The sequence below is a fragment of the Oscillatoria salina IIICB1 genome (assembly GCF_020144665.1).
Lineage (GTDB): Bacteria > Cyanobacteriota > Cyanobacteriia > Cyanobacteriales > SIO1D9 > IIICB1.
In genome coordinates, this window is sequence record NZ_JAAHBQ010000002.1 from 63,616 (window position 1) to 89,480 (window position 25,865).

The 25,865-nt window shown below is 42.0% G+C and carries 25 protein-coding genes; 8 read left to right on the forward strand and 17 right to left on the reverse strand.

What is annotated here, in order from left to right:
* The first annotated feature begins 131 nt into the window (after window positions 1-131).
* Complete coding sequence (gene acsF, locus G3T18_RS00475) at window positions 132-1,196, forward strand: magnesium-protoporphyrin IX monomethyl ester (oxidative) cyclase (RefSeq protein ID WP_224408546.1); 1,065 nt, start codon at window positions 132-134, stop codon at window positions 1,194-1,196.
* 212 nt (window positions 1,197-1,408) lie between these two features.
* Here acsF and G3T18_RS00480 read toward each other — a convergent pair whose 3' ends face one another.
* The 6 genes from G3T18_RS00480 to G3T18_RS00505 form a co-directional block, all read right to left on the reverse strand.
* The gene (locus tag G3T18_RS00480; protein WP_224408547.1) at window positions 1,409-1,780 is read right to left on the reverse strand and encodes a hypothetical protein; all 372 of its coding nucleotides are present in this window, start codon (window positions 1,778-1,780) and stop codon (window positions 1,409-1,411) included.
* A complete protein-coding gene (locus G3T18_RS00485; protein ID WP_224408548.1) occupies window positions 1,780-2,016 on the reverse strand; it encodes a helix-turn-helix domain-containing protein in 237 nt (78 codons plus the stop codon). The genes G3T18_RS00480 and G3T18_RS00485 overlap by 1 nt, the downstream gene beginning before the upstream one ends.
* A 95-nt stretch (window positions 2,017-2,111) precedes the next feature.
* Entirely contained in the window at window positions 2,112-2,834 is a 723-nt protein-coding gene (gene hetL / locus G3T18_RS00490; RefSeq protein ID WP_224408549.1) for a heterocyst differentiation pentapeptide repeat protein HetL, read from the reverse strand.
* 44 nt (window positions 2,835-2,878) lie between these two features.
* Window positions 2,879-3,376, reverse strand: coding sequence for a DUF3122 domain-containing protein (locus tag G3T18_RS00495; protein ID WP_224408550.1), 498 nt, complete (start codon window positions 3,374-3,376; stop codon window positions 2,879-2,881).
* Window positions 3,367-4,671 (reverse strand): NAD(P)/FAD-dependent oxidoreductase, encoded by a 1,305-nt coding sequence (locus G3T18_RS00500; protein ID WP_224408551.1) that lies wholly within the window; start codon window positions 4,669-4,671, stop codon window positions 3,367-3,369. The genes G3T18_RS00495 and G3T18_RS00500 overlap by 10 nt, the downstream gene beginning before the upstream one ends.
* Window positions 4,664-5,890, reverse strand: a complete 1,227-nt coding sequence (locus G3T18_RS00505) for an RRXRR domain-containing protein (protein WP_224408552.1) — start codon at window positions 5,888-5,890, stop codon at window positions 4,664-4,666. Before G3T18_RS00505 ends, G3T18_RS00500 begins: the two co-directional genes overlap by 8 nt.
* Before the next feature lie 575 nt (window positions 5,891-6,465).
* Here G3T18_RS00505 and G3T18_RS00510 point away from each other — a divergent pair.
* Window positions 6,466-7,029: an NUDIX hydrolase gene (locus G3T18_RS00510; RefSeq protein ID WP_224408553.1), complete on the forward strand. Its 564-nt coding sequence runs from the start codon at window positions 6,466-6,468 to the stop codon at window positions 7,027-7,029.
* A 168-nt stretch (window positions 7,030-7,197) separates the two neighbouring features.
* On the forward strand, window positions 7,198-8,280 hold the full coding sequence (gene psbA, locus G3T18_RS00515; protein ID WP_224408554.1) for a photosystem II q(b) protein: 1,083 nt from the start codon (window positions 7,198-7,200) through the stop codon (window positions 8,278-8,280).
* Between the two features lie 104 nt (window positions 8,281-8,384).
* Here the strand turns inward: psbA and G3T18_RS00520 are convergent, their stop codons facing one another.
* The 3 genes from G3T18_RS00520 to G3T18_RS00530 all read right to left on the reverse strand — a co-directional run bounded on the left by G3T18_RS00520 (window position 8,385) and on the right by G3T18_RS00530 (window position 11,144).
* Window positions 8,385-8,729 (reverse strand): ArsR/SmtB family transcription factor, encoded by a 345-nt coding sequence (locus G3T18_RS00520; RefSeq protein WP_224408555.1) that lies wholly within the window; start codon window positions 8,727-8,729, stop codon window positions 8,385-8,387.
* Between the two features lie 198 nt (window positions 8,730-8,927).
* Window positions 8,928-10,772 carry an ATP-dependent zinc metalloprotease FtsH3 gene (gene ftsH3, locus G3T18_RS00525; protein WP_224408556.1) on the reverse strand — a complete coding sequence of 615 codons (1,845 nt, stop codon included), beginning with the start codon at window positions 10,770-10,772 and terminating at the stop codon, window positions 8,928-8,930.
* Window positions 10,773-11,006: 234 nt separating this feature from the next.
* Window positions 11,007-11,144, reverse strand: coding sequence for a hypothetical protein (locus G3T18_RS00530; RefSeq protein ID WP_224408557.1), 138 nt, complete (start codon window positions 11,142-11,144; stop codon window positions 11,007-11,009).
* A gap of 123 nt (window positions 11,145-11,267) precedes the next feature.
* Between G3T18_RS00530 and G3T18_RS00535 the strand changes: the two genes are divergently transcribed.
* On the forward strand, window positions 11,268-12,710 hold the full coding sequence (locus G3T18_RS00535; protein WP_224408558.1) for a sensor histidine kinase: 1,443 nt from the start codon (window positions 11,268-11,270) through the stop codon (window positions 12,708-12,710).
* Between the two features lie 58 nt (window positions 12,711-12,768).
* Here G3T18_RS00535 and G3T18_RS00540 read toward each other — a convergent pair whose 3' ends face one another.
* The 4 genes from G3T18_RS00540 to G3T18_RS00555 form a co-directional block, all read right to left on the reverse strand.
* Entirely contained in the window at window positions 12,769-13,098 is a 330-nt protein-coding gene (locus G3T18_RS00540; protein ID WP_224408559.1) for a hypothetical protein, read from the reverse strand.
* 134 nt (window positions 13,099-13,232) lie between these two features.
* Window positions 13,233-14,219, reverse strand: a complete 987-nt coding sequence (locus G3T18_RS00545) for a glycosyltransferase family 2 protein (RefSeq protein WP_224408560.1) — start codon at window positions 14,217-14,219, stop codon at window positions 13,233-13,235.
* Between the two features lie 205 nt (window positions 14,220-14,424).
* Window positions 14,425-15,927 carry a carotenoid oxygenase family protein gene (locus G3T18_RS00550; RefSeq protein ID WP_224408561.1) on the reverse strand — a complete coding sequence of 501 codons (1,503 nt, stop codon included), beginning with the start codon at window positions 15,925-15,927 and terminating at the stop codon, window positions 14,425-14,427.
* 79 nt (window positions 15,928-16,006) lie between these two features.
* Window positions 16,007-17,500, reverse strand: coding sequence for a folate/biopterin family MFS transporter (locus tag G3T18_RS00555; protein ID WP_224408562.1), 1,494 nt, complete (start codon window positions 17,498-17,500; stop codon window positions 16,007-16,009).
* Here G3T18_RS00555 and G3T18_RS00560 point away from each other — a divergent pair.
* From G3T18_RS00560 to G3T18_RS00575, 4 genes are all read left to right on the forward strand, one after another.
* Window positions 17,483-17,671, forward strand: a complete 189-nt coding sequence (locus G3T18_RS00560) for a hypothetical protein (RefSeq protein WP_224408563.1) — start codon at window positions 17,483-17,485, stop codon at window positions 17,669-17,671. The genes G3T18_RS00555 and G3T18_RS00560 overlap by 18 nt on opposite strands.
* Before the next feature lie 71 nt (window positions 17,672-17,742).
* The gene (locus G3T18_RS00565) at window positions 17,743-19,653 is read left to right on the forward strand and encodes a CHASE2 domain-containing protein (RefSeq protein ID WP_224408564.1); all 1,911 of its coding nucleotides are present in this window, start codon (window positions 17,743-17,745) and stop codon (window positions 19,651-19,653) included.
* A 736-nt stretch (window positions 19,654-20,389) separates the two neighbouring features.
* Window positions 20,390-20,626: a hypothetical protein gene (locus G3T18_RS00570; protein WP_224408565.1), complete on the forward strand. Its 237-nt coding sequence runs from the start codon at window positions 20,390-20,392 to the stop codon at window positions 20,624-20,626.
* 73 nt (window positions 20,627-20,699) lie between these two features.
* Window positions 20,700-21,554, forward strand: a complete 855-nt coding sequence (locus G3T18_RS00575) for a universal stress protein (protein ID WP_224408566.1) — start codon at window positions 20,700-20,702, stop codon at window positions 21,552-21,554.
* 200 nt (window positions 21,555-21,754) lie between these two features.
* On the opposite strand, the gene psbM is transcribed toward G3T18_RS00575, so the two are convergent.
* The 4 genes from psbM to G3T18_RS00595 form a co-directional block, all read right to left on the reverse strand.
* Window positions 21,755-21,868 carry a photosystem II reaction center protein PsbM gene (psbM, locus tag G3T18_RS00580; RefSeq protein ID WP_224408567.1) on the reverse strand — a complete coding sequence of 38 codons (114 nt, stop codon included), beginning with the start codon at window positions 21,866-21,868 and terminating at the stop codon, window positions 21,755-21,757.
* Between the two features lie 92 nt (window positions 21,869-21,960).
* The gene (locus G3T18_RS00585; RefSeq protein WP_224408568.1) at window positions 21,961-22,263 is read right to left on the reverse strand and encodes a 2Fe-2S iron-sulfur cluster-binding protein; all 303 of its coding nucleotides are present in this window, start codon (window positions 22,261-22,263) and stop codon (window positions 21,961-21,963) included.
* Between the two features lie 188 nt (window positions 22,264-22,451).
* Window positions 22,452-24,938: a TolC family protein gene (locus tag G3T18_RS00590; protein WP_224408569.1), complete on the reverse strand. Its 2,487-nt coding sequence runs from the start codon at window positions 24,936-24,938 to the stop codon at window positions 22,452-22,454.
* Between the two features lie 484 nt (window positions 24,939-25,422).
* A partial coding sequence (locus tag G3T18_RS00595) for a pentapeptide repeat-containing protein (protein WP_224408570.1) occupies window positions 25,423-25,865 on the reverse strand: 443 nt, incomplete at its 5' end.

The window sequence follows — 25,865 nt, forward strand, 5'->3', positions numbered from 1 at the left end:
GCCGCAAATTCAAGCAGAATCGGGTTTGGTTGACTCAAAAGAAAATTATTAGCGATCGGGTCTTGCATTGATTCTCCGAACCATGTATAACTGAATAGTTATCAAAAGTTGTAACAGGGATTCAAATACTCATGGTTACTGCTCCCCCTCCAGTAAAAACCGCAGAAGTCAATTCAGAAATTCAAGAAACAGCACTTACACCGAGATTTTACATCACCGACTTTGAAGCGGCAGCGAACTTAGATCTCTCGGCTCGACAAAACGATTTAGAAGTGATGTTAAACGAAATGCGGGCAGATTATAACCGCTATCACTTTGTCCGCGATGACCAGTTTAAACAGACTTGGGAGCATATCGACGCAGAAACTCGTTCGGCGTTCAAAGAATTTCTCGAACGTTCCTGCATTTCCGAATTTTCGGGATTTTTACTATTTAAAGAATTATCCCGTCACCTCAAAGAGCGTAATCCCTTACTATCAGAAATTTTCCATTTAATGGCTCGCGACGAAGCCCGTCACGCCGGATTTTTAAATAAGGCGATGAACGATTTTAACTTCTCGTTAGATTTACGCGATCTCACCAAATCTCGCACCTATACATTTTTTCCGCTTTCGTGGGTAATCTACACCGTTTACCTCTCGGAAAAAATCGGTTACTGGCGTTACATTATCATGTTCCGTCACTTAGAAGCCCATCCAGAGAACAAATTTTATCCTCTCTTCAACTACTTCGAGAGTTGGTGTCAAGATGAGAATCGCCACGGAGATATCTTCAAAGCATTATTGCGATCGCAGCCTCGACTGTGGAATAATTGGCGAGCAAAATTGTGGATTCGCTTCTTTCTCTTAAGTGTATTTGCTACCCACACCATGACAGTCCACGAGCGATCGGGTTTTTACCACTCTGTAGGTTTAGATCCCACCGAATACGATCGCCAAGTGCTAGAGAAAACTAACGAAACTTCGGGTAGAGCGTTTCCACTGATTTTAAACCTCCAACACCCACAATTTTTCCGTCGGTTACACCGTTGCTCCGACTACAACAAAAAGTTAGGCGAAATTGGTAAATCCAAGCAACCTAAAATCATCAAACTCTTCCGCCAATTTCCTTTCTTCTGTGCAATCATTTGGAATTTATTACGACTTTACTTGATTAAACCGATTGAAGTTGAATCTTTGCGGGGTACGGTTCGTTAATTTCTCTAATTCTCAAAAAGGGCGCAAAGTTTTGCGCCCTTGGCTGATAATATTTTGAGACGCGATCGCGCGGTATTTACTGAGACTAAATCTTGTAATCTTCTTGCTTAGTCTAGTTGACCGCTAGTTAATTTTGAAGATATTGATCGTTGTGAGTCATTAATAAACTCTTCGATATTCCTTTTGTTTTTGCTCTCTGAGATGCGGCTTCTTCACCTAAAGTTCTTGAGCGCATACACTTTACTTTTAGATTTTAGATAAGGTTGTTTACTTTTTTTATCAATCCGAAAACTTCCCTTAGATGCTAATTTACATTCGAGGGAATATTGTTTACCTGTTTCCCGATTAATAATAGCAAAATCTACATCTTGTAAAGCTGTTTGAGCATTAAGACGAGGATTGAATACTCGATATTTTTCTGGTAAAATTTCCGAGATTAGCTTTTGAACGGTAAACTCAAAAGATTTTCCTCTAATCATCGGAATAACTTTAGGATCGTTTAAAATCTCAGCCAAATATTCTGCTTCTAAATCATAGCGCTGACAAAATTGATTTAACTTTTCTACCCATTCTGGTAATGTCATTAGTTCTCAAGTCGATCGCTTTTCATTTTGGTAAAAAACTCAGCAATGCTTATATCTAAAGCTTCACATAAGGAAGCAATGCACAATAGAGAAGGGTTTCTTTTACCACGCTCTAGAAGACTAATATAAGTTCTATCTAAATCGACAATTTCAGCTAATTGTTCCTGAGACAATCTCTTGTCAAGCCGCGCTTTTCGTAAACATTTGCCAAACTTAGCCAAAATATCATCTGTCATGCTTTTATTGAAAAGCGAATGTGACTCTAAGTCTAGGGACTCACAGTCACATTAAGTAAAAAATTTTTAATTTTGTTGATTGGGAAAAACTTAAGTTACCTGATTGATTTAAATTGAGTACCATCAGGCATAATCGCACCTTCAAAAAGAGCGCGATCGCAGATAGTTCCGGTTAAGTCTGCACCTTGCAAATTAGCTTTAACCAAAATCGCACCGCTTAAGTCAGCATAACTCAAATCGGCACCTTGAAGATTAGCTTCACTGAGATCGGTAGCGATCGCCTTCTGTCGGCTTCCTAAACTTAAGTTAGCTCGACAAAGTCTAGCTTTCTCTAAATTAGCTTTCACCAAAATCGCACCGTTAATTTTCGCATAACTTAAATCAGCATAACTCAAATTAGCTGCTTCTAAATCGGTACTTCGTTCCGGACTCGCTTGCAAATCAGCTTCAAATAAAATAGCTTTCGAGAGGTTAGCTTGACTCAAATTCGCCCCATTCAAAATAACTTTACTCAGGTTAGCTGCCTCTAAACAAGCTTTTCTCAGTTTAGCGCCACTTAAATCTGCTTCACGCAACAAAGCTCTCGATAAATCTGCTTCGCTTAAATCTGTACCCCACAGCAACGCTTCACTAAAATCAGCTTCAATCAGTTTATTCTGACTAAAGTTAGTACGACCTAATCTTGCTTGTCGAAAATCACTGTAACTAAAATCTGCACCCTGCAAATTAAGGTTAATCAATTCTGCCTCAACTAGTTTAAGCTGAGAAAAATTACGTTGTCCTTGTTCATAGCGCGTCAGAATTTCCCGAACATCCATATTAATTCACTTTGACTACTCGTGTTTGTCTTCGAGAATATCAGTTAGTCGGTAGAGGATTTCGCGATTTCCTGCCATTCAAGGAGAACGGGAAAAGGAATGTTAATCTGGTGTGAGGCAGGTTTGAGAGGCAAAATTAGTTTAATTGACTGAGTTTGAGCTAATTGGGGCAGAATTTCCTGTAAGTCATATTCACCCACATTAGCAGCCGGAGAAGCTTTCGCAAAGCGATCGCCTCCCAAAAAACTTTTCCCGTCTGAAGTACGCAAAGTTAAACTTTGGGGATGAGCAAATTCCGCTACACCAGGAAACCCAACTAAGCGCAAGCTAAGTTCTGCAACTGTACCGTTTTTCACCCGCTTAAACAATACCAATTGCCAAGCTTGTCCGCGATCGTCGCGCAAAGTATGACGAGATTGGTAGAGCATTTGTCCGGGGGCTTCTTCTTGCTGTCGGATAGCAGCCCAAGCGAGTTCGGAACTAGCCCAACTCCAGCCCAACAGCAGCATTAAACTTAAAAGTAAAGATAAAATCAAGCGCATGAGCTATTTTCCTTTTGCAGAAATTCTGGTAGCGGTTTCAATAGCGATAGTCCCAACAAAATTCGCAAACCCCAACGTTCAAACCAAGGTACACCCATTCCTAAACGCATTTTCCAGAGAAAGTAACGCTCAAAAGCTTCTTTAACCCACTTCACCCAACGTCCTCGAATTGCTACAAAGTAGCGTCGTTTTCCGGTTACAGGATCGGGTAAAATCGGCGCAGCAATGTAGGCGATACCTGTATTACCAAATTCAGCGAAACAAATGCTTTCTAGTGTTGCTGACTGGAAAGGTGCTGCGATCGCTCCTAACTCAACTGCAATATTATGGGCTACTGCGAGTCCCATTGCTTCTGTCATCTGACCTGTTTTCGGCAAGCTAATCGGAATCGGTGTTTTTTCCGGTTGTTCTAAATCAACGGTGACTCCTAAAGCGTAAATAGAAGAAAATCGTTGATGGCGATAAGTGGGTAGTACGGGAATAAATCCTTTTTGTGTGGTTAATTCTGGCACTTCTTGGAGAAATTGTACGCCCCGAAATGAAGGCAAAATCATCGCATATTGAAAAGGTAAACGATCGCTGTTCGCTAAATGAATTTCTTGAGGGTCGATTTTGGCGATCGCTACATTAGAAATAACTTTAATTCCTCGCTCTCGCAAGAGTCCAGAGGTTAATTCTGCGGTATTTTTTAATGCACCAATTCCTAAATGTCCTGGATAGGGTTCTGGGGTAACAAAGCTAATCGATACTTGTTCTCGTAGTCCCCGACGACGTAGTTCCCAATCTGCCATTAAAACGAATTCGTAAGCGGGTCCAAAACAAGCTGCACCGGGCATTGCACCGACTACTAACGCGCCTGAATTTTGCAGAAATTCCTTCCAAGCTACTTTAGCAGCTAAAGCATGATCTGGCGTACAAACTGAATGGGTATATCCTCCATCCACTCCCAAACCAGGAATTTCGTCAAAAGCTAAAGATGCTCCTGTGGCGATCGCGACATAATCATAATTTATCTGGCGATCGCCTACTTGTAACTGTTTTTTTTGGCGATCGAGCTTTGTTACTTTGCCCTGTATCCATTTAATCCCCTGTCGTTTCGTTAGTTCCTTGAGGTCAAGCTGAAGCTTATTTAATGGCTTTAACCCTAAAGCAACTTGAATTAACCCTGGTATAAATGTAAATTTTGGCTGGTCAGAAATTAAGGTTACAGTATGCTGACGGGGCAGTAAATTCCTTAATTCGTAAGCTGTTGGCAGTCCTCCCAGTCCCGCACCAATTACCACCACCTCAGCCATGAGTATTCACCAAAAATATTCTTGTGGATACCCCCACCGGAGCGCACCAGGTGGGGGAGGAAACAACGTCAATTGCTGCTACTGGGGTTGAATGCCCCAGCAATTGACAAATAACTTGGGGACTCACCAGCAACCCTGTTGCGCGGCAAAGTAACTGGACTTTAGAGGCACTAAATTGCCCAAGTCTTTTCCAATTAATGTCAGAAACACTTAAGAGTTTTTGCGTGTCCCCACTTACCCATCCGATAGAAATACGTCCCGCTTTTTCTGCCTTGACTAAATCTCCTTTACGAAATCCATGACGAGTTGTAGTGCCACCATATTTTCTGCGTTTCCCACCTTTTGTAGGAATCATTAAATGCAATTGACGACGGCTAACTGGCGGACGACGAATAATTATGAATGGGGCTGGAGTGATAGATACAAATCCATCCCACCATCCAAGTCTCCCCTTGAGTTGTCGATACCGAACAAACTGACTTGATGCCAGACTTATTCCATCAACAGCATGGGTTTCAGGCGATCGCTTTGATTTAGCTTTCTTTTCTTTGATTAATCCAAGTTGCTGTCGAATAGCTGCTGTTTCCCATCCGTACAAGGTAGATGTAGTACTCAGTTTTGATAAGTGTTTAATCATCCATTTTTGCCCTACCATAACAGGGGAAAAACCTACTCCTTTCTTAGCTGTTTTGCGTCCAGAGGTTAAGTCAACATCTACCTTAACGTACTCATAGACAATCTGACTAATTGGATAGATTCGACATAGCTCAGTAGCAACTCTTAATTCTAGTTGCCGATTGGCTCGAATACTGGGAGGTAATTTATTGCCTCTGCGATTATTAAATCTAACTTGACGATGAGCGCGTTGAGAGTAAGGAATCTTCCGATTGATTCTTCTTCCTCTGCGTCCACGTCGCATCATTCGACGCTGTTCCATTCGGTCTTTAATTGACTCAAATGGTAGCACCAAATGAGACATAAATAAAGTCACTTTGGCTGATTGTACTCCAACTCCTGAATAACGCTTGCCTGGGTCAATTCCTAAAGCAATCGGCTGAGTTTTTTCGCCCGATGGTTGGTTTTTTAGTTGTACATAAAATGCTCCTAAATCTGACCATTTTCCTATTGCTAGTCCATCCCGAATCCAACGACGTGCGCGACTCGGTTTGGTAGGCATCAATGGCTTGCCATCAGGCGATCTAACTGGAACTCGTAACATGGTGATAAACCTCTACGCGAGTTTGAGTCTCTTCGCCCACCGAACCCAACATGGCTTGGCTTTCCCAACGTCTCTAACCAGGAGGCTTACAGATAATCCGAACTAGAGAAGCACTCGGAAGTGTGTAGCAGGATTCGGCTCAAGGGCTATTCAATGTTTAAAGTGAGACTGGCTCCTCACTCCCCCACCTCGCTTACAGCAGGTGAGGGTTATTGAACTCTCCTTTTCCACCAAAAGTAAATTTTCACTCTTTCAATCGTCATTATTTTATAAACTTATTTAATTAATTAGTTATAAATTTATTTTATCAGCTTCACAGCACTTGTCAACAAATCGAAACACCCGCATCCTTTGAAACTCATATCTCAGCTAATTTTCAGCAAATTAACCGTCAAATAACTCGATCCTCACCTGGTAAACTTTGACTAGAAAATCAAAGGTTGTCCTCTGCTATAGAACAAGTTGGTTAGGACATCCTCATTTTTGGAAAACCTTGCTAGAATAAGCTGCGATCGCTGTTCCCTGTTGACTGTTCACTGTTGACTGTTCACTGTTAGCTGTTCACTGCTATAGATATGCTTGGAGATAATCTCAACCACGATCGCTGGCGGACATTAGAATGTTTTCTCGAAATTCGTTCTCCTTGGCTGACTCTCATGGGAGAAAAGCTGGAGGACTCTCAGCAACGAATTCTCGACTACTGGCGTGTGGAAAAGCCAGATTCCGCAATCATTTTGCCAATGCAAAATCATCAGTTTCTCTTACCTATTCCATCCTATCGTCCCGGTGTGGGTAAAGTAACATTAGATTTTCCTGGGGGCAGAATTCCTGCTGGACAAACTCCAGTCATGGCTGTAGCGGCAATTCTTCAGCGCGAGTTAGATATCGAAGCCTCAGCGATTAGCAAGCTTCAATCTCTCAATCAAGAAGGTTGGGCGATTAATAGCTCTTTTTCCAATCAACGACTTTACGGCTTCAGCGCCGAAATTGACAACCAAGTTACTATCAATCCCGACCAGTTAGGCGCTACCTATCCAATTAGCTTAACAGGTTTCCAGAATTTACTCCAAGATTTAACTTGTCTTCAGTGCCGCAATGTGTTATTGGAGTGGTGGTTATCTCAATCTCTCTCAAATTAAATTCGCTACAAGTCTTGTTCTGCCGTCGATACAAGTTCTCTAGAAAAAAAATCCCCTTAACAACTTGACTTTTATTTAACTATTTAGTTATATAAATAAATAAGCGAGTTTTGCGCTCAAGCAATTCATCGACATATACATTCTCAAATCAACATTCAGCCAAAAATCATGACGACAACATTTGAGCAACCCAGAAGCATTAATCTCTGGGATACATTCTGTAACTGGATTGTCAGCACCGAAAATAGACTATATATTGGTTGGTTCGGAGTATTGCTGATTCCCACAGCCTTAACCGCAACAATTGTCTTTATTCTTGCCTTCATTGCCGCTCCCCCAGTAGATATCGATGGCATTCGCGAGCCTGTTTCCGGTTCGCTTCTTTACGGCAACAACATCATGACAGCTACCGTCGTTCCCACATCTGCTGCTGTAGGTTTACACCTTTATCCAATTTGGGAAGCAGGTTCAATTGATGAGTGGCTATACAATGGCGGTCCTTATCAAATGATTGTCTTGCACTTTTTGATTGGTATCTTTGCCTATTTAGGTCGCGAATGGGAATTAAGCTATCGTTTAGGGATGCGTCCCTGGATTGCCGTTGCCTTTTCTGCACCTGTAGCCGCCGCCACAGCAGTTTTATTAATTTATCCGATTGGACAAGGTAGCTTTTCTGACGGTTTGATGCTTGGTGTTTCTGGAACCTTCAACTTTATGATTGTCTTCCAGGCAGAACATAACATTCTCATGCACCCTTTCCACCAACTAGGAGTTGCAGGAGTTTTTGGTGGAGCTTTATTTGCAGCTATGCACGGTTCTCTCGTCACTTCCAGCTTAATTCGAGAAACAACCGAAACCGAATCCTTGAATACTGGCTATCGCTTTGGTCAAGAGGAAGAGACTTACAATATTATTGCTGCTCATGGTTATTTTGGACGCTTAATTTTCCAATATGCCAGCTTCAATAATTCTCGTTCGCTGCACTTCTTCCTAGCTACTTGGCCCGTTATCGGAATTTGGTTTGCTGCACTAGGAATTAGCACAATGGCTTTCAATTTGAACGGATTCAATTTTAACCAGTCACTATTAGACAGCAATGGTGAAGTAATTAATACTTGGGCTGATATTATCAACCGAGCCAACATGGGTATTGAAGTAATGCACGAACGTAATGCGCATAACTTCCCCCTCGATTTAGCCTTCAACGAAGCTGAACCTGTAGCTTTCACTGCTCCCAGTATCAATAGCTAGATTAACTTGATTCTTCTTCCTACTGATTAGTTAAAAAACGCTCTCTACGGAGGGCGTTTTCTTTTTATGATTAATTTATCGAGGTGGCAAAAGAAAGTTGGGAATTAAATAAACCGTTCAAATTTAGCTGCTTGTTGTTGGATACGATCGCCGACGCGATCGCAGACTAACTCGCATAGCTCAAAGATGACGGGATCGCTAATTTCGTAATAAACACTTACTCCTTGAGGCTGACGAGATAAAAGCCCTGCTTGAGTTAACATTTTCAGATGTTTAGACAAATTTGCTTGTCCCAACCCCGTCGCATCACCCAGTTCCGTCACATTCATTGCTCCCGATCTCAAACAGCTTAAAATTTGCAGCCGACTCACTTCTGAGAGGACTTTAAAATATTCAGCAATGGGAGCTAAAGCTTCTGGAGTTGTTTTTGGTGAAAGAGATTTTTGCATAACGGAATTGGGATTTCCTAACTTCATTAAATTCCTATATAGTATTTTAGCTAATTCTTCGCCTTGCTTTATAATTTCTTCCCAGAGCAAATCAACAGAAACTCTAGTGAAGTTATTATTTCAACCAAGAAATTAACTTTGACAAAAAAAGAGATGCGGGCGAAACCCACATCTCCAACTAATCTTAAGCTCAAAAATTTAAGCCAAAGTTGCCATTTTCACATCATTAGTGGCTAACAATTCTTGCAATTCGTCAGCATCAACAGTTTCTTTTTCGATCAGCATTTGTGCCAATTTGTCAAGGACATGACGATTACTTTCTAAGACATCTTTCGCCCGCTTGTAGGCTGTCTCCACAAGCTGACGAACTTCTTCATCAATTGTCGCCGCAGTGGAGTCAGAAAAATCGCGATCGCTAGCAATATCGCGACCGAGGAAAACGTTACCGTTTTGGCGACCTAAAGCCACTGGACCGAGAATATCGCTCATTCCAAAACGAGTAATCATTTGTCGCGCGACCCTAGCTACTCGCTGTAAATCATCAGAAGCACCAGTAGTCACTTCTTCTTCACCGAAGATAATTTCTTCAGCGACACGACCACCTAAAGCGACAGCCATTTGATTTTGCAGATAAGCGCGGGAATATAAGCCAGAGTCCATCCGATCTTCGCTAGGGGTGAACCAAGTTAAGCCACCAGCACGACCGCGAGGAATAATGCTAATTTTTTGTACCGGGTCGTAGTCAGGCATTAACGCACCAATGAGGGCGTGACCTGCTTCGTGATAAGCAACTAAGGTTTTGCGTTTTTCGCTCATCACGCGGTCTTTTTTCTCCGGACCTGCAAGCACGCGATCGATCGCGTCATTTACCTCATCCATTGAAATTTCGGTGAGATTACGTCGCGCAGCTAAAATTGCGGCTTCGTTGAGGAGGTTGGAAAGATCCGCACCTGTAAAACCAGGCGTACGCCGAGCAATTTTGTCTAAGTCTACGTCTTTGGCTAAAGTTTTGCCACGAGCGTGAACTTTGAGAATTTCGAGACGACCTGCATAGTCCGGGCGATCGACGACCACTTGGCGATCGAAACGACCAGGACGCAATAAGGCTTGGTCTAAAACATCGGGACGGTTAGTAGCGGCAATGATAATAATCCCGGTATTGCCTTCAAAGCCATCCATTTCGGTAAGTAGTTGGTTCAGAGTTTGCTCGCGTTCGTCGTTACCACCACCTAAACCTGCACCCCGTTGACGACCAACTGCGTCGATCTCGTCGATAAAGACGATACAAGGAGCATTTTGTTTGGCTTGCTCGAATAAGTCGCGAACGCGGGAAGCACCCACACCAACGAACATTTCCACAAACTCGGAACCAGAGATGCTAAAGAAAGGTACGCCAGCTTCTCCAGCAACCGCACGGGCTAAGAGGGTTTTACCTGTTCCCGGAGGTCCAACTAAAAGTACGCCTTTGGGGATTTTTGCACCAATAGCGGTGAAGCGATCGGCATTTTTGAGGAAGTCAACAACTTCGTTGAGTTCGAGTTTGGCTTGTTCGATACCAGCAACGTCGCCAAAGGTAACTTGGGTTTGGGGTTCCATTTGGACTCTGGCTTTTGATTTACCAAAGTTCATTGCTTGCGAACCAGGACCGCTTTGGGCGCGTCGGAGAAGGAAAAATAAACCTACGAGTAGCAAGATTGGTAAGAATAAGCTACTTAAGACTCGGAACCAAGCGCTATCGTTGTTTTGCGCGAGAACGGCAATATCGACGTTATTTTCGGTCAAAATGTCGATTAGTTCGGGGTCGTTTGGTAGGTTGACTACTACCCAATTACCATTTTGGGCGGGAACTCTGGCTTGAGAGCGATCGGCTGTAAGTTTAACGCTTTCTACCTGACCGCTTTCTACTTTATTGATAAATTCGTCGTATCTCCAAGTGATTTGTCCTTTAGTTTTTGGGTCTAAAAATGCTGTTGCTAGTGCGAGCAGAACTATTGCTAAGAGTGCATATAGCCCTACGTTACGCCACTTTTTATTTTTATTCACAGGGTTAACCTCCTATTATTTGAGGATTTGGGAATAGTTTGCTTGCTTATTATTGTGCCTTGGTACTTTCCCAGATGGCTTCTACTGAGAATTTACTTGCGAGCTATTTTTATTAACTACGCTTATATTAACTTATGTTAACAGTTTTCAGAAAATTGCACCTCTAGTGAAAGAAACTTGGTAATGCCAGGTTTGATTGTGGTAGAGAATTGTCTGAAGGGGTATTACTTGGTGTCAGCGATCGCCACTAAATTCCTTGACAAAATCCTCATTATCTGAGTTTTCGACAATAGTTTGATTGTAACGCTTCAGGAAGGGAAAGACTGGCGATCGCGCGATCCCTAGCCAAATTCCGACGCTTAGGGGTGGCATAAACCAATTCTAGCTAGTTTTAGGCTGGAGCGTCGAAAACAGCTTTATTCATCTTTAATCTAGTTCTCAGCATTTACGCTTAAGCTCAAAGATGAGAAAAATTTACAGCCTCACAGTTCACAAATGACACTACCTAGTCGGATTCTCAAAACCAAGAGGAAAATTTGGCATCAACTTAACCTCAATTCACTGCGTGTACGGCTAACAGTAGGAATTACTACCGTCTCCGCAATCGGATTAGGTAGTGTTACCATTTGGACAACACTGAAAATGCAGCATATCCTAATTACCACACATAAAGAGGATATCCAATATATCGCCGAACGACTGCCCCAAGATATAGAAATTTACAGTCAGATGATGTCGTCAACCGCAGCCATGCAAAAGGCGATCGATTATCGCACTGATGCTAATACTGTACTCTGGGTACAGCGTCCCGATCGAAGTATTATTGTCCAGTCAAGTATATTTAAATCGCCAGACAATACTTCTTTTCTCAAATCTTTATCCTCAGTACCGCCTGAACCTAGAGTATTAGAAGTAGAGGGACGTTACTGGGTACTTTGCGGAACAAATTTACAGCTAGATGGCGAAACATTAGGGAAACTCTACGTTGCCAAAGATGTTACCAGAGACTTAAAAATGTTTCTAGACATGATTCCCCGTCTCAGCATTGTCAGCTTGCTTTCTATCGCGGCAATTACAATTTTAATTGCACTTCACGTACGGCGATCGCTGCAACCTCTACAAAAAATGAGTCAGCTAACCAAAAAAATTGATGCTGAAAGTCTCGGTGAAGCTACTATTCACTTAGATAATGCTCCCAGCGAAGTTAGAGAATTAGCACAAACTTTCGATGAAATGTTACTGCGGCTCCATGAATCTTGGGAACAGCAACGGCAATTTGTTAGCAATGTTTCTCACGAATTACGTACTCCTTTAACAATTGTTTCTGGTTATCTCCAAAGCACTTTGCGTCGCGGAAGTAATTTGACGGAACCACAGCGAGAAGCTTTAGAAATTGCTTCTTCAGAAACTGCTCGTACTATTAGTTTATTACAAACTTTACTCGATTTAGCAAGAGCAGATAGCGGTCACTTACATCTAAATTTGGATACTTTTCTGCTGAATGATTTAGTTAAAGAAATCGTCGAAATGGCTAAACAATATAGCAATCGGATTATTAATTTCGAAACAAATCAAGAGCATATTTTAGTCAAAGCAGATGCTTCTCGTCTCAAACAAGTGTTGCTAAATTTGATTGATAATGCAGTTAAATACTCGGATTCTGACCAAGCTATTACTGTTAAACTAGCAAGTTCAAAGTCCCAAGCGATCGTTCAGGTTTGCGATCGCGGTAACGGTATTCCCCTACAACATCAAACCCGCATTTTTGAACGCTTTTATCGCCTTGATGAAGCTCGTTCTCATTCTACCGGAGGGACAGGTTTAGGTTTATCAATTGTGAAAACTTTAGTTGAGGAAATGGGAGGTAGCGTTTCTGTCCGTTCTCAATTAAGTAAAGGTAGCATATTTACTGTTATTTTACCAGGGGAAATTTACTAAATTTAACTTAAATAAAATTAATTTATAAATAAATTTTTCCAGAGATCGAGAATAAATATTATTCGATTAATACCAACTTACGAATTAAATTTCTCTGCTCTTTATGCTGATGCAACTGAGCAATTCGAGCTAATATTTTCCAAGCTGTTGGTGATAGCATAGTAGGGAAAGCATACCTAAGCGTATTCATTTTCTTCCCTTCTTGAAGAGATAATAAAAACCTTCGGAGTTTGCTAAAATTTTGAATTTCTTGAAAGTTAGCGACAGACTGATTATTTTTGGCGTTAATTAAACCATATAATCTTTCCATCACAGAAATATTTTGATTAATTTGTTTTTTAACAATAGCATTTTGCTTCGCTATTTTTGGAAAAACAGCAAATAGCAATAATTTCCATACAGAAGGAGTAATTAACGAGAGCAGCGCGATTTTACTACCGCTAATTATTTGTCCTTTTTGCCATGCTTTAATTCCCAGACGCAGCTTTAAATAGCTGTAGAGATACTCTTGAGTTTTTGGGTTTAGATTTTCAGCGCATAACCAATTTTTTTTTCTTGATTTTGAGCGGATAGATTCTGCGAAGTAAGACTTTCATCAGCCAAAGCTCTTTCTAAAAGTAATTTCCAAGCAACCAAAGAAAGAGAAGCTGGAAACGAAAACTGTAAAGCCGAAACTAAATTACCTTTTTTGAGCGCAACCAAACTCCAGTGCAACTTCATATATTTACTAATATTTTCTTTACTAGGAATTCGCTCTCGGTACTTGCTGTTAACTAGCGCGTGGATTTTTTCTTTAATTAAAATATTAGTATTTAATCTTGTTTGTAAAGTAAATTTTTGATTCAAAGCTCCAGCCCAAATTGTGCGATAAGCTAGACATTTATTAATAAAAATTGCATCACCAAACTGAGCAATTTTAATCCAAGAGTCAATATCATCAAAATTTGCATCTAAAGTAGAATCCCAGCCACCAGTCTTTAAAAAAGCATCTCGACGAAAAGCAACTTGTACTGGAGTTCCAAAAGGAACTTGTTCGAGAAGCATACCATAATGAATGTCCTCTTGAGGAATATAAAAAGCTTTACCTGGACCTACTCGTCGAGTTACACTGAGAACAGTTTCGCGATCGTCAACTTGAGCCGCTTGTACAGAACAAATAACCGCTTGTGGACGAAGGGCGATCGCGCGAATCATTTCTTCGATACAATTAGGAGCCAGATAGTCATCATCATCTAATAACTTAACCCAATCTCCACTAGCTAACTCCACACCTCGATTAACTGATTTTGAGTGACCGAGGTTTTCTGAGTTACAATGATAGATTAGATGCTGATTTCCTTGAGCCTTTAATTGTTCGCACCAAGAGATTATCGTTGATTTAGTTTCATCTGAAGAACCATCATCAACCACAATCACTTCACAAGGAATAGTTTGAGCAAGAGCAGTAGCGATCGCGCGTTTTAATAACGATAAGCGATTGTAGGTGGTAATAACAATACTGAATTTCATATAGTTACCTACTGATGAACCCCACTATTCCTATTTTTGCGCTCAAAAAGAGAAATCTGGGCTGATTAAATTAATTATCACTAACTTATTCGCCGTGAAAAATTTCCCGCATCCTCTTTAAGAAATATTTGCTACCTAAAAAAATTGCTTAATAAAGAATCAAGGTTTAGCATCAACTTTCCGCATTATCTCCAGTGAAGTTTCTTTAAAAATTAAAGCACTGAGGTGTCCAACTACCGTGCAAACCATAAGGAATGTGGTACTTCAGGTGCAGTTTAGCTACAGGTTGACCATTTAAATCCCGTCCATCTAAAATTACCAGATCCGAACGATGATGACTAGCATCATACACCATTGTTAACACCCAACCATCATCTTCACTAATTGCATTGGGTTTGGGAACGAAAATCGGTTCGTTGACATACCCTTTTGGTGCTGCACTCCACAACTGTCTTTCACCCGTAGTTAAATTCAATTTGAGAATTGCTTGTAAAGGAGCATTCCCAGTTGCTTGATGTGCAGCACCCAGAAATAAATATTGATAGGTTCGTCCTACTTTCTCCGGATGTAACGCGGGAAACTCACAGCAACGACTTTCTACTAACTCACGTTTCACTCTTTCAGCTTTTAAATCAAGTGTAAATCGCCACAGTTGTCCCGGAGAAAGTAGATCGAATTCAACTTCTTTGTAACTCGTATTTTCTTCAACTTTTGGGAAAGATTCATAACAAATCGAGTCAATACAAATCCGATTATCCTCGGTTTCAAAAGCATTAGCATGATGGAAAACAAAACCTGCTTTAGTTTCCCAAATTTGAATTGACTTCTGACTGGGATTGCGAGGAATAACCACAATTTTAGTTGGTTGTTTAGGCTGAAATTCCACACCTTCACCCGCACCTTGAAACCCTAAAGCAAAGGGAATTGGATTAAACTTAACAGGATTTTGAAAAAAGATACAATAATTGGGGGTAATCGCAAAATCATGAATAAAAGCAAATCCAGGAACTTGATGTTCCCGACGACGCAATAATTGACCGTCGGGAGCTAATTCATAAACAATAATTGTCGTCGAAAAACCTGGTTTAATTGCAAAATTAACTAAACAAGGCGCACCATTATCCATCTGACAACTGGGGTCAATTTTAGGATGGGCAGCAAAAGGATCTCCAGGTGCTAAAATACTATCAAGGTAATCTAAACCAAATGTTTCTAATGTTGCTGGATTTAAGCTGTGCGGTTCGGCTGCTTCCCAAAGTGCTAGTAGTTTTTCACCCCAATAAATAACATTTGTATTAGCAATATTTTTGATCTTAAAGTCAAAAGCATTAGCCCACCAACCACCAGGTTTTTGTGTCCCAAATACCCCCCGATAAAGAATTTTTCCTGCTTTTTGTTCTTTAATAAATCCTGCTGTACGCACAAAACGGTTACGGAAGTAAGCACGACCTCCCTTGAAAGTAATCGCGCAAATTAGACCATCTCCATCAAAGGGATGAGCAATTTCTCGACCATTTATATCTAATAAACCCGGTCCGTTACGAAATAAAGTACCCTGCAAATCTTTGGGGATTTCTCCTTCAATATCTTCTAGCCAATAAGCAGATTCTTGACGTTGAGATTCATAACCTTTTTGCCAATCTTGAAGTTGATAATTTTGCTCAGTTGTTGGCACAGAAAAATGTTCTTTTGTTGGTAGATTTTGCATTTAATTTTCTTCCTTAAAATTTCAATCAAAATGGTACTTAACTCTCCTGCGTGCATCCCTAAGCCTATTCGCCCAAGTCTCACTCATGCTGATGCAAACTATCTCTTTCTTTCGCTGTTCTGGTAGTAGCAAGATCGGGCAAAACATCTGGCAAGAAAGACTCTTCTGTTTGCGAACCTAACGAATGATGTTCGTAAATTTCTGCCATTGGTAAAGATTTTCTTGCTTCTTGTTGAGGATCTCCGGCGGGCAAAAAGCCTAACAATGGTAGTGGTAAAAGTGTGGAAAGATTAGCAAGCAAAACTAATAACCAAAGATTGTCAAAATTACTTTCAGTTACGCCTAGCCAATGCGTCAGTAAAGCTCCGGTTTCGTGAGATAAAAGTCCGCCTAGGTTATTAACTGACATTAGCAAAGCAAACAGTGTTGCTTCCACTCCCTCTGGACAGAGACGAGCGGCGAGAACTAACACGGGCATAAAGGCGATTTGTCCCATTACAGTCAGAATCAGACTATCTCCTAAACTAAACCAATGGTCGTCAATTCCTAATGTTCGGTTGGTATGAGTTACTAATAGTAGCATTGTCATACCCAAGACGGAGGCAATTACTGTACTCCATCCGAAAATGACTCGGAAAGGAACATTTTTCAAGAAACGTTGAAATAACCAGACTCCTACTAAGGAAGCGATGCTAGTAACCAGACGAACTCGTCCTAAAAATTCGGGTTGAAAGCCGAGTTCATTGGTGGTAAAAAAGAATAAAGCTGAGTCAGCGCTGGGAGTGGCTTGCCAGATAAAAATAAAGATGGTGGGTAATAAGATTGTTTTTTGGCTAATCGCACGCCAAAGTTGCTTAATTTGCTGTTTGACTCCTAAGTTTGGTTTTTGTCGATCGTCTTTGTCTTCGTCTTTTTCTGGGGAAACTTTTTCTACGGGTTGTTCGGCAATTAACCAAGCAACGCCGCAAACAATTAAGGGAAAGGTGGCGGTAATGGCGAATACGGTTTGGTTGCTGAATTGTTCTAATAACCAACCGCTTAAGTAAGCAGTAATTATCCCTCCCAAGGCTGAGGAACCCCAGCATAATGATTGTAGTGAACCAGATTGAGCGAGAGATTCTTTTCTGGCTCTTTCTACGACGAGGGAGTCTACAATTACGTCACTGATGGCAACTGAAAGGGAGGTAAGTAAAATTGCGGCGATCGCTGTCCAAGCATTATTCACCACAGTTGCTAGGGCGAGCCAACTTGCGGCTCCGAAAATTCCTGACAAAATTAAGTAGGGTCGTCTGCGATAGCCGAATAAGGGCAAACTGTCAGAGAGAAAGCCGAGAAGAGGTTTTGTTACCCAAGGGAGGGCAGCTATTCCTGATAAGGCTGCTACTTCCGCCGGACTGAGGGCGAGGTCGTCTTTGAGAAAAAAGCTAATTGCTAGACGTGCTAAGCCGAGAATACCTTGAACAAAATAGACGGTTATGATGGCTATTAGCTCTGGGTTTGGCTCGTTACCGAAGAAAAGTTTCTCTTTGAGGCTTTCTTTCAGGCTAGTCAACCAATGGTCAGATACGATCATGAATATTTTTTAAGTTTTCTTTCTTTTTCTATCTTATCTAGGGTTTGGGAATTTTCTGGTCACCAGTTTTCTCAAATTGGCTTCGATCGCGCTGAATGTGGAGAAAGAGGAATTACACTAGAAGCAGTGTTTGGAGGTATTACCCCTAGTAGCAAAACTGTCAAAAGATAGTATAATACCAAAATTTTGTTTTTCGCTGATTTATTGACACTCTGGCTGGGACAATTGCCACAAAAATATTTATGCTTAAGAAGCTAATGGGTCAGGTTCGCCATTCATGGGCAAACTGGGCTGAGATAAGATTTGTTGCGATTACAGTTTTAACCATCACTGGTGTGCTAGTAGGTGGACGGCATTGGGGTGGGCTGCAAATTCTGGAGTTGCTAGCTTATGACCAATTGATGCGTTGGCGAGAGGATGAACCAACCGATCCGAGGTTATTACTGGTAACAATTACCGAAGATGATTTACGAGCGCAGCAGAGATGGCCAATTCCGGATTCAGCGATCGCCCAAGCTTTAGCTAGATTACAATCTTATCAACCGAGAGCGATCGGGATCGATATTTATCGCGATTTTCCTGTCCCTCCAGGTCACGAACAATTAGTCGCACAACTGGAAAAACCCAATCTGGTTGCGATTCGCAGTATCGATACTCTGTCGGGAACTCCTGCACCGCCTGAAGTTCCTCCGGAGCGAGTCGGATTTAACGATCTCGCCCTCGATCCCGATGGTGTAGTTCGCCGCAATATTTTGTTTTCTGAGGCGAAAGATGGCACGATTTTCTCTTTTTCTTTACGTTTGGCTTTAGCTTATTTACAAGGAGAAGGTATCTTCCCCAAGGGAGAAGAAGGAACAAACTATCTAAAGTTGGGAGATGAAGTTTTTGTTCCTCTGCAACCAGAATCTGGTGGTTATCAAAATATTGATGCTCAAGGCTACCAAATTTTACTCAACTACCGTTCTCGGCAGAATTTCGCACGAGAAGTGACGTTATCTCAGGTTCTCTATGGCTCGATCGACCCAAATTGGGTGAGAGATAAAGTTGTTTTGATGGGTAGCACTGCTCCTAGTCTTAAAGATACTCATTTTATTCCTTATAGCCCAGGATTAAGTGAATCTCGCCAAATGGCAGGGGTGGTTATTCACGCTCAAATGGTTTCTCAAATCTTGGATGCGGCTACGGGAGAAAGACCTTTATTTTGGTATTGGTCTGAAAAACAAGAAATATTTTGGATTATTGTCTGGGTGTTACTGGGTGGGATTGTTGCTTGGTGGTTTCGCCATCCTCTGACGATTAGTTTGCTCGTTAGTGGCTGTTTAGTTATTCTCTCAGGCAGTGGCTTTTATTTATTTACTCGTTCGGGATGGGTACCTTTAGCAACCCCGGCTTTAGGATTTATCTTCACTGTGGGTACGGTGCTGACTTATCAGTCTTATCAGGATCGTCAACAACATAAAATCGTCATGAAGTTATTGGGACAAAATACTTCGCCAGAGATTGCTGAGGCGCTTTGGCAAAAACGCGATCGCCTCTTGGAATCGGGTAAGTTACCGGGAGTGCAACTAACGGCGACGATGTTGTTTCTGGATCTTAAAGGGTTTAGTACCATCTCCGAACAAATGGCTCCCTCAGATTTGCTGGATTGGTTGAATCAACTCTTAGAAGTGATTACTCATGAGGTATTGTCCCATCACGGTGTAGTTAATAAGTTTACTGGCGATGGCGTAATGGCAGTTTTTGGTGTCCCGATGTCTCGCCAACACAAACAAGAAGTGCTTCTCGATGCTCAACGAGCAGTAGAATGTGCTGTGGCGATCGCCGAACATCTGGAAGCGATGAACCAAAATTGGCGATCGCTTGGCTTACCTACAATCCAAATGCGCATCGGCATTTTTACAGGTCCTGTGGTAGTGGGCAGTTTGGGAGGAAAAGATCGCCTAGAATACGGTGTCCTTGGTGATAGCGTTAATACTGCTGCCCGTCTCGAAGCTTGTGAAAAAGATCGCCAACCTAACAACTGTCGCATTCTGATTGCTAAAGAAACCTTAGTTTTTCTTGAGGATAAGTTTAAAGTAGAATCCTGGGGACTTTTAGCCCTCAAAGGAAAAAAACAAATGGTTGATGTTTATCTAGTGCTTGGACGTAGGTGATTTCTCTTTAATAAAAACTACAAAAAAAAACAATTTGTTAATAAAATTTAAATTAATTTTTGTTTCATTAACAGTCAGATAGTTATAAAAAGTTAAATTTTTCCAGCAAAATTAGCAGTATCCTGAACACTAGATAATAAATACCTCTTCAAGATCGATTACCAAACTGTAGGTTTAATTGTGGTAAGAAGGATTTGTCTGTGAGAATCCTTCACTGCAATAGTTGTGGCTATCAAACTGATAGGGAGTGCCATTCGTTCAGTCTAAACCTAGAAATAGGGGGACGACTGGCATCTGTAAAGTAACCTAAATGGGGTAGAGTTCGCACTTTAATCCTTTACAGATGACAACTTAATAGCCATGTAGGTGAGGGGAAGTATCCTAGAACCTCTAAGTCCTACACCCAAGGTGCATGGGTTAAAGCATATTCCCTACTGTAGCGACTGGTCATCAATCGGTAAAGCGGGGGTAAAAGGTCAAAAGCACACCCAATCTCAGGGTCAAGGCAGACTGAGCAAGTCCGTATGGATAGCGCAAGCAAAGGTACATTTGAACCGTCTTCACGGTCTTACTAGCGAAAGGAGATTGAAACGTTAGGCGAACCAAAAGGTCAAATACTAAGGGAATCAACAGGGTTCTCACCTAGTTGATAAGCACATCCCGAACACAGGCGGAGAGTACCATCCTAACCGGACGAACCAATGGTTATTAGGAACGAAGTAATCCAGATATCTACATGAAGGGAAACTTTCACGTACCGTTTTGGAGAGCAGTGGGGAAGGTGACTCCTTCACTGACTTTAATCGTAGCCGCAGCACAAGTTGTCAAAGAAAGAGGACTAAGTACCGTCGGGCAGACGGGAATAATGCTCACTGAGGGTAAAGAGGAGGGGCTGTGTGCGGAATTTATAGAAGCACCTTGTAAGCCCCGTTTCGGGGCTGGGGTTTATACTCCAGCTAGACTCTCCCTATGAAGTGAGAATCTCCGCTCCTTCTTCGGCGGAGAGCAGTCAACAAGCAATAATAGCCACTTCGCGAGACAGTTATATGATCCAGAAAATTTTATTTGCCGATTCCGGAACAGGACATTCGGAAGAATTGCTGAAATACCTGATGGAAATTCCTTCCCTCAAAAATGCCTCAATCGCAATTTTGCACGTGGTTTCTCCTCAAGTTAGCTCAAACGCAATGACTGATAAGTGGGAAGAGGGTGGCAAAATCCTTGCTAACAGCCTCCAGAATTTACAACTAGATCCCACCAAGGTTTCCACCATGCTGCGACAGGGCGATCCCAAAGATACGGTTTGCAAAGTAGCAGAAGAAATCGATGCCGATTTAATTATCATGGGTTCGCGAGGACTCAAACGGCTAGAGTCGATCTTAGAAAATTCTGTCAGCCAATACGTTTTTCAACTGACCGATCGCCCAATGTTACTGGTGAAAGATGACATTTATGTTAAAAAACTCAAACGGGTAATGGTCGCAATGGATCGGTCTGAGGCTGCCCAACAATGTCTTGATTTAGCTTTGTTCCTCGTACGCGATATTCCTGGCGGCGAACTATTATTGGTACGAGTCAACCCCGACTTGAAAAAAGAATTGCTACCTATTCCTCCCCAAGAGGCAGAAAAAAACCCAGTCTTAGCGCCTGCTGTTGCCAAGGTGAAAAGACTCGGAATTAGCTACCGTTGTATTGTCACGGCGGGCAGACCGGGAGAAGAAATTTGTCAAGTTGCTGCGGACAATAATGTTGACTTACTCATGCTGGGTTCTCCCGATCGCCGTCCTTCGATCGCTAAAGCTTTACCCGACTTAGATCGGCTATTGGGAACTTCTCTATCCGACTATGTAAGAGTTTACGCCGACTGTCCAGTTCTCTTAACCCGCCCGATTAGTCCTTAAAAGAGGATTTTCAATGGGGAACTTGGCTGTATAATTTTTCATTCAAATTTACTTTCAAAAGCCAAAATCTCCCCCTGAAAACCAGCTAAAAGAATAGGGTCGCGGTGGTTACCGTAACCCTATTCCTCTTTTTAAAGTTTTTTAAAGTAAGTCACAATAGACTGCAAATCAAAAAATAGATTGAGATTTTCTGAATGCAGTTACTCTTTCTTACCTTGACTACTAGCTGTTTGAATGTACAGGATTAGTAGAAAAACTGCGGGAACCAGCACGAACAAAATGCTGGCTACAAATCCAAGCTCATTTACTTGCATCGAAGCACTGCCTCGCTCGTTACTTCAACCAACAACTTTTAGCATATCATCGAGTTGAGCCGAAGAGTGCTTTTTCGGGCAAAGTTTCTCTCTTAACGTTTTGGTTTAGTATTAATGCTTACTGAACCATTGACTGAAGTTTGGCAAGCTAGGCGGTAGTTGTCTGGTCTTTTTTTCAGCTTTTGCTTTTCTGCTTCGGTGCGAGGAGAAAGGTTTTCCATTCCCTCCACCACCTCAACCAGACAAGTGCCACATTGACCGTATCCCCCACAGTTCATCATTTTGCCCATTAAGGTGTAAAGGTCAATGCCATTTTCTAGGGCTTTCTGTCTTAAATTAGCTCCGTCGGCAGCAACAATTTCTTGATTTTCCTTGACAAATTTGATGTTAGCCATTAGCCCTCCTGGACGACACATCTACCGCTATTTTATTAAGAAATTATAAGGAATTCCGCCCTTTTCTAGTTCGGATATTCAGGCGGAAAACTTCGGTTTTCCCTAGAGCAGCGATCGCTTGAACTGATTTGACAAAAATACTAAGGTGTGCTAAAGGCTCTAGAGAAGAAACGGTCAGGAGTCAAAAACTAGGGTAAATCGAACAAATTACTATCAGGAAGATTACTAACTGCACGTTGGAGAGCTGCCAGAGCAGTATTGTAATCAATAATTGCCCTCAACAAATTACCTCTAGCAGTAGTAAGTTCGCTTTGAGCAGCAATTACGTCTGTTTGAGTACCGACACCAGCTTGAAAACGCAAACGAGCCAGGCGAAGACTTTCTTCAGCTAATTCCACAGCCACGGTAGCCGTTTGAATATTTTCCTCGTTAGCGAGGAGGTTGTAGTAAGCTCTTTCGACTTCAAAACGAACCAAATTACGTCGATCGGCAAAATTAGTTTCCGCGATCGCCTTATCAATTTTCTCCTGTTCCGCCCTAGCTCTAGCTGCTCCCCCATCAAACAGCGTCCATTGTAATCTTGCGCCTAACTGAAAACCATCACCAGGATCGAGTTCATCATCCAAAACGCCTAAAACATTATAGTTAGCAAACAAACTCACTTGAGGCTTAATTGCCGCCAATTCAATCCGCCTTTGTTGTTCGTCGATCTCTCTTTGAGCAAGTTGTTGTTGTAACTCCGCCCGATTTTGATAAGCCAAGAGAATAGTTTCTTCTAAACCCAAATCCCAAGCACCTGCAACCTCAATCGGATCGGCGGCAACTAATTCTACCCCTTGAGCTAAAGACAAACGCTGTACCAATTGGCGACGAGCCACAAGCTGACTAGAAATAGCCAAAGTTAAATCTTGCCGTGCATTAGCTAAATCCACCTCAGCGCGTAAAACATCAAACCTGGTTCCCAACCCAGCGCGTTCGAGCAAAACTGCATCCGCCAAACTCTGCTGTGCTTCTTCCACTGCGGCTTGAGCGATCGCCACTTGAGCATCAGCATTTTGTAAATCGTAGTAATCGCTGGTGGTATCAAAACGGATTTGCTCGGAAACGCGTTCCACCTCCAATTGATTTAAACGTACTTGTTCCTCAGCCGCTTTAATTTGGGCAGGTCTACGTCCACCAGTGTAAAGGTTATAACTTAACTGTAGTCTCGCATCCAAAGATGTACTAGTCGTATCTCGAATTGGGCGAGAAGCTTCAGTATTAGTCGCTTGTTGTTCGAGTTGAGTTTGTTGCTGCTGAAGTAGAGTTTGTTGTTGCTGAAGTTGTGCTTGTTGCTGCTGAAGTTGTGCTTGTTGTTGAGCAAAATCGGGAGCTTGGGGGTCGAGGTTAGTTAATTGTTCAGTAACCTCGTTGATTTGCCCCCCAACTTCACCTAATTGGGATTCAACTTGACGCTGTTGTGTCTGAATTCCTTCAATTTGGCGATCGATATTCAGGAATTGTTGATCGATCTGTAACTGACCAGTAGCTGATTCAGTACGAGTAAAATCTACCTGAGTGCTAAGGTTGGGATATTCCGTAGCTAACGCTTCTTGTAAGCTTTCCCTCGCTCTTACTAAATTAAGTCGGGCAACCTCTAGTTCCCGGTTGTTGCGTCTGGCTAATTCGATCGCTTGTTGGAGAGTAATCGGCTGAAGCGTATCAATCTCTACTTCATTCCTGCGAGTGGGAAATAGTAAAGGATTGCCACTAGGTTGTAAATCTTCGGGTAAAGGAGTTCCGGGATTAATTGGTGCAGAGGGAGGAAGATTTTCCGGAACAAAAGGTCGCGTTTGTTCCTGTTCGCGATTGTCCGGTTGCGGTAGTTTGGGCGGAAGTGTTTCTACATTCGGTAGTTGAGCAAGTCTTTGGGGCGATTCAGTATTTTCTTGACTATTTGTCGCCGTGGTTTGTTCGACAAACTTGCCTACAAATTGAGTCTGAGTAGCGTGAGCCCGCTCGTTTGCTGAAGCCAGAAAGTCTCTCACTTGAGTTCCCGAAGGGCGATCGTTTAACTCACTTGGCGCTGCCAAGAGAAATTCTGACTCAGACAAGTTATCTGAATTTTGAGCAGATTGAGTTCCAACTTCCTCATCGTAAGGTGAAGGGAAAAACCCCTCTCCTTGACTCTCACTAACTGCTGTCGGCGCAGGAAACGCCTCCTCCACCGTCCCTTCATTAGCATTAACAGAGTTAGATTCCTCCAAATCAGGCATTTCTGCCTCATGAGAAGGCAACGGAAAAACCCTAGGAGTAAAAACCGCTTCTCCCGGATTAGCCATCGCTGCCAAATTAATCTCTTTCTCAATATTTAACTTTCCTGGAAGAGACTCCAAGGTAAAAAAGTCGCTATTTTCAGAGGACGGCGCCGGAAAAGCGGGAACAACTTCTGCCAATAGCGAGTTAGCTTGAGGCTGGGAATTCAACGGAATTGGCAATAAAACCGTTTCTGACTCACCTGTCGCCGAATCCAGTTGGGAATTTAACCGATTTGTCACCGATTCTGGAGAACTGGAGGAATTAGAGTCAGTTTTTGACTTATGCAAAGAGCGCAACGCTTGCGTATCGGTTGATAAACCGTAACCGAGAGCAATTACTGCACTCGAAACTGCCATGAAATGACGAAAAGCTAGCATCAGTATCTTAGTTTAGTTTCTAGTCTCAGAGTGCGATTGTATGTCAATCATTAAGCCATCTGCCAAGCACAAGTCAATATTGACATCGACAGCGACCAACTTTTCTAACTTGCTACCACTTGCTGTCTTTTCCTTGAGCAAAGCAACTTGCGAAGCTGAGTTTAAGATATCCCAGTAAGATAAACAGACCTCTCTCAAGCAGCATTTTTGTCCTTGAGAGAGGTGGATGGAGCTTAAACTTAGCGGTGATTCTCTGTGGCATGAGCCTATTTGCGAATTAACGATTTATTTTCATGTTTCCATACAATTCCTTCTCCAGCTAAATTGCAGATGGTAGACAGGAAAACTTTGACGCTGGCGCTACCGCACCAATCGCGTCAATTTTACCTTCTAACCAAAGTTTAAACTTAGCTTCGATCAACTTAATTTAACTAATCTCTGGTACTCTCCTGGTAATTCTCAGTTTTCAACAGTCAATCCGGACTTAACCATGAATTTTACCATCTGGCATTACTGCTCCTGTCAAGATCGCATCTCGTAAGTCAACACCAGTCAAAATTGCATCTCGTAAACTGGCTCCAGTCAAGTCAGCACCTCGTAAATTAGCTCCTTCTAAGTTTGCTCCCCATAAAGACACTCCCTGGAGGTTGGCTCCACTTAAATCTGCTCCTGTTAAGTTAGCCAGATTCAGATTGGCTTCGCTCAAATCTGCTTTTCTTAAATCAGCTTCACTTAAATCAGTTTTCGTAAAATTCGCTCGATTAAAATGACCTGCTTTCAAATTACTTTGATGCAAATTGGCTTGTTTCAAATTTACTTGTTCAAATTTGACTACACGCAATTCTGCTTTGCTTAAATTTGCTCCGAGCAAATTTGCTCTTCGAAAATCTCCACCGCTCATTCTTACTCCACTCAACTCTAATCCGC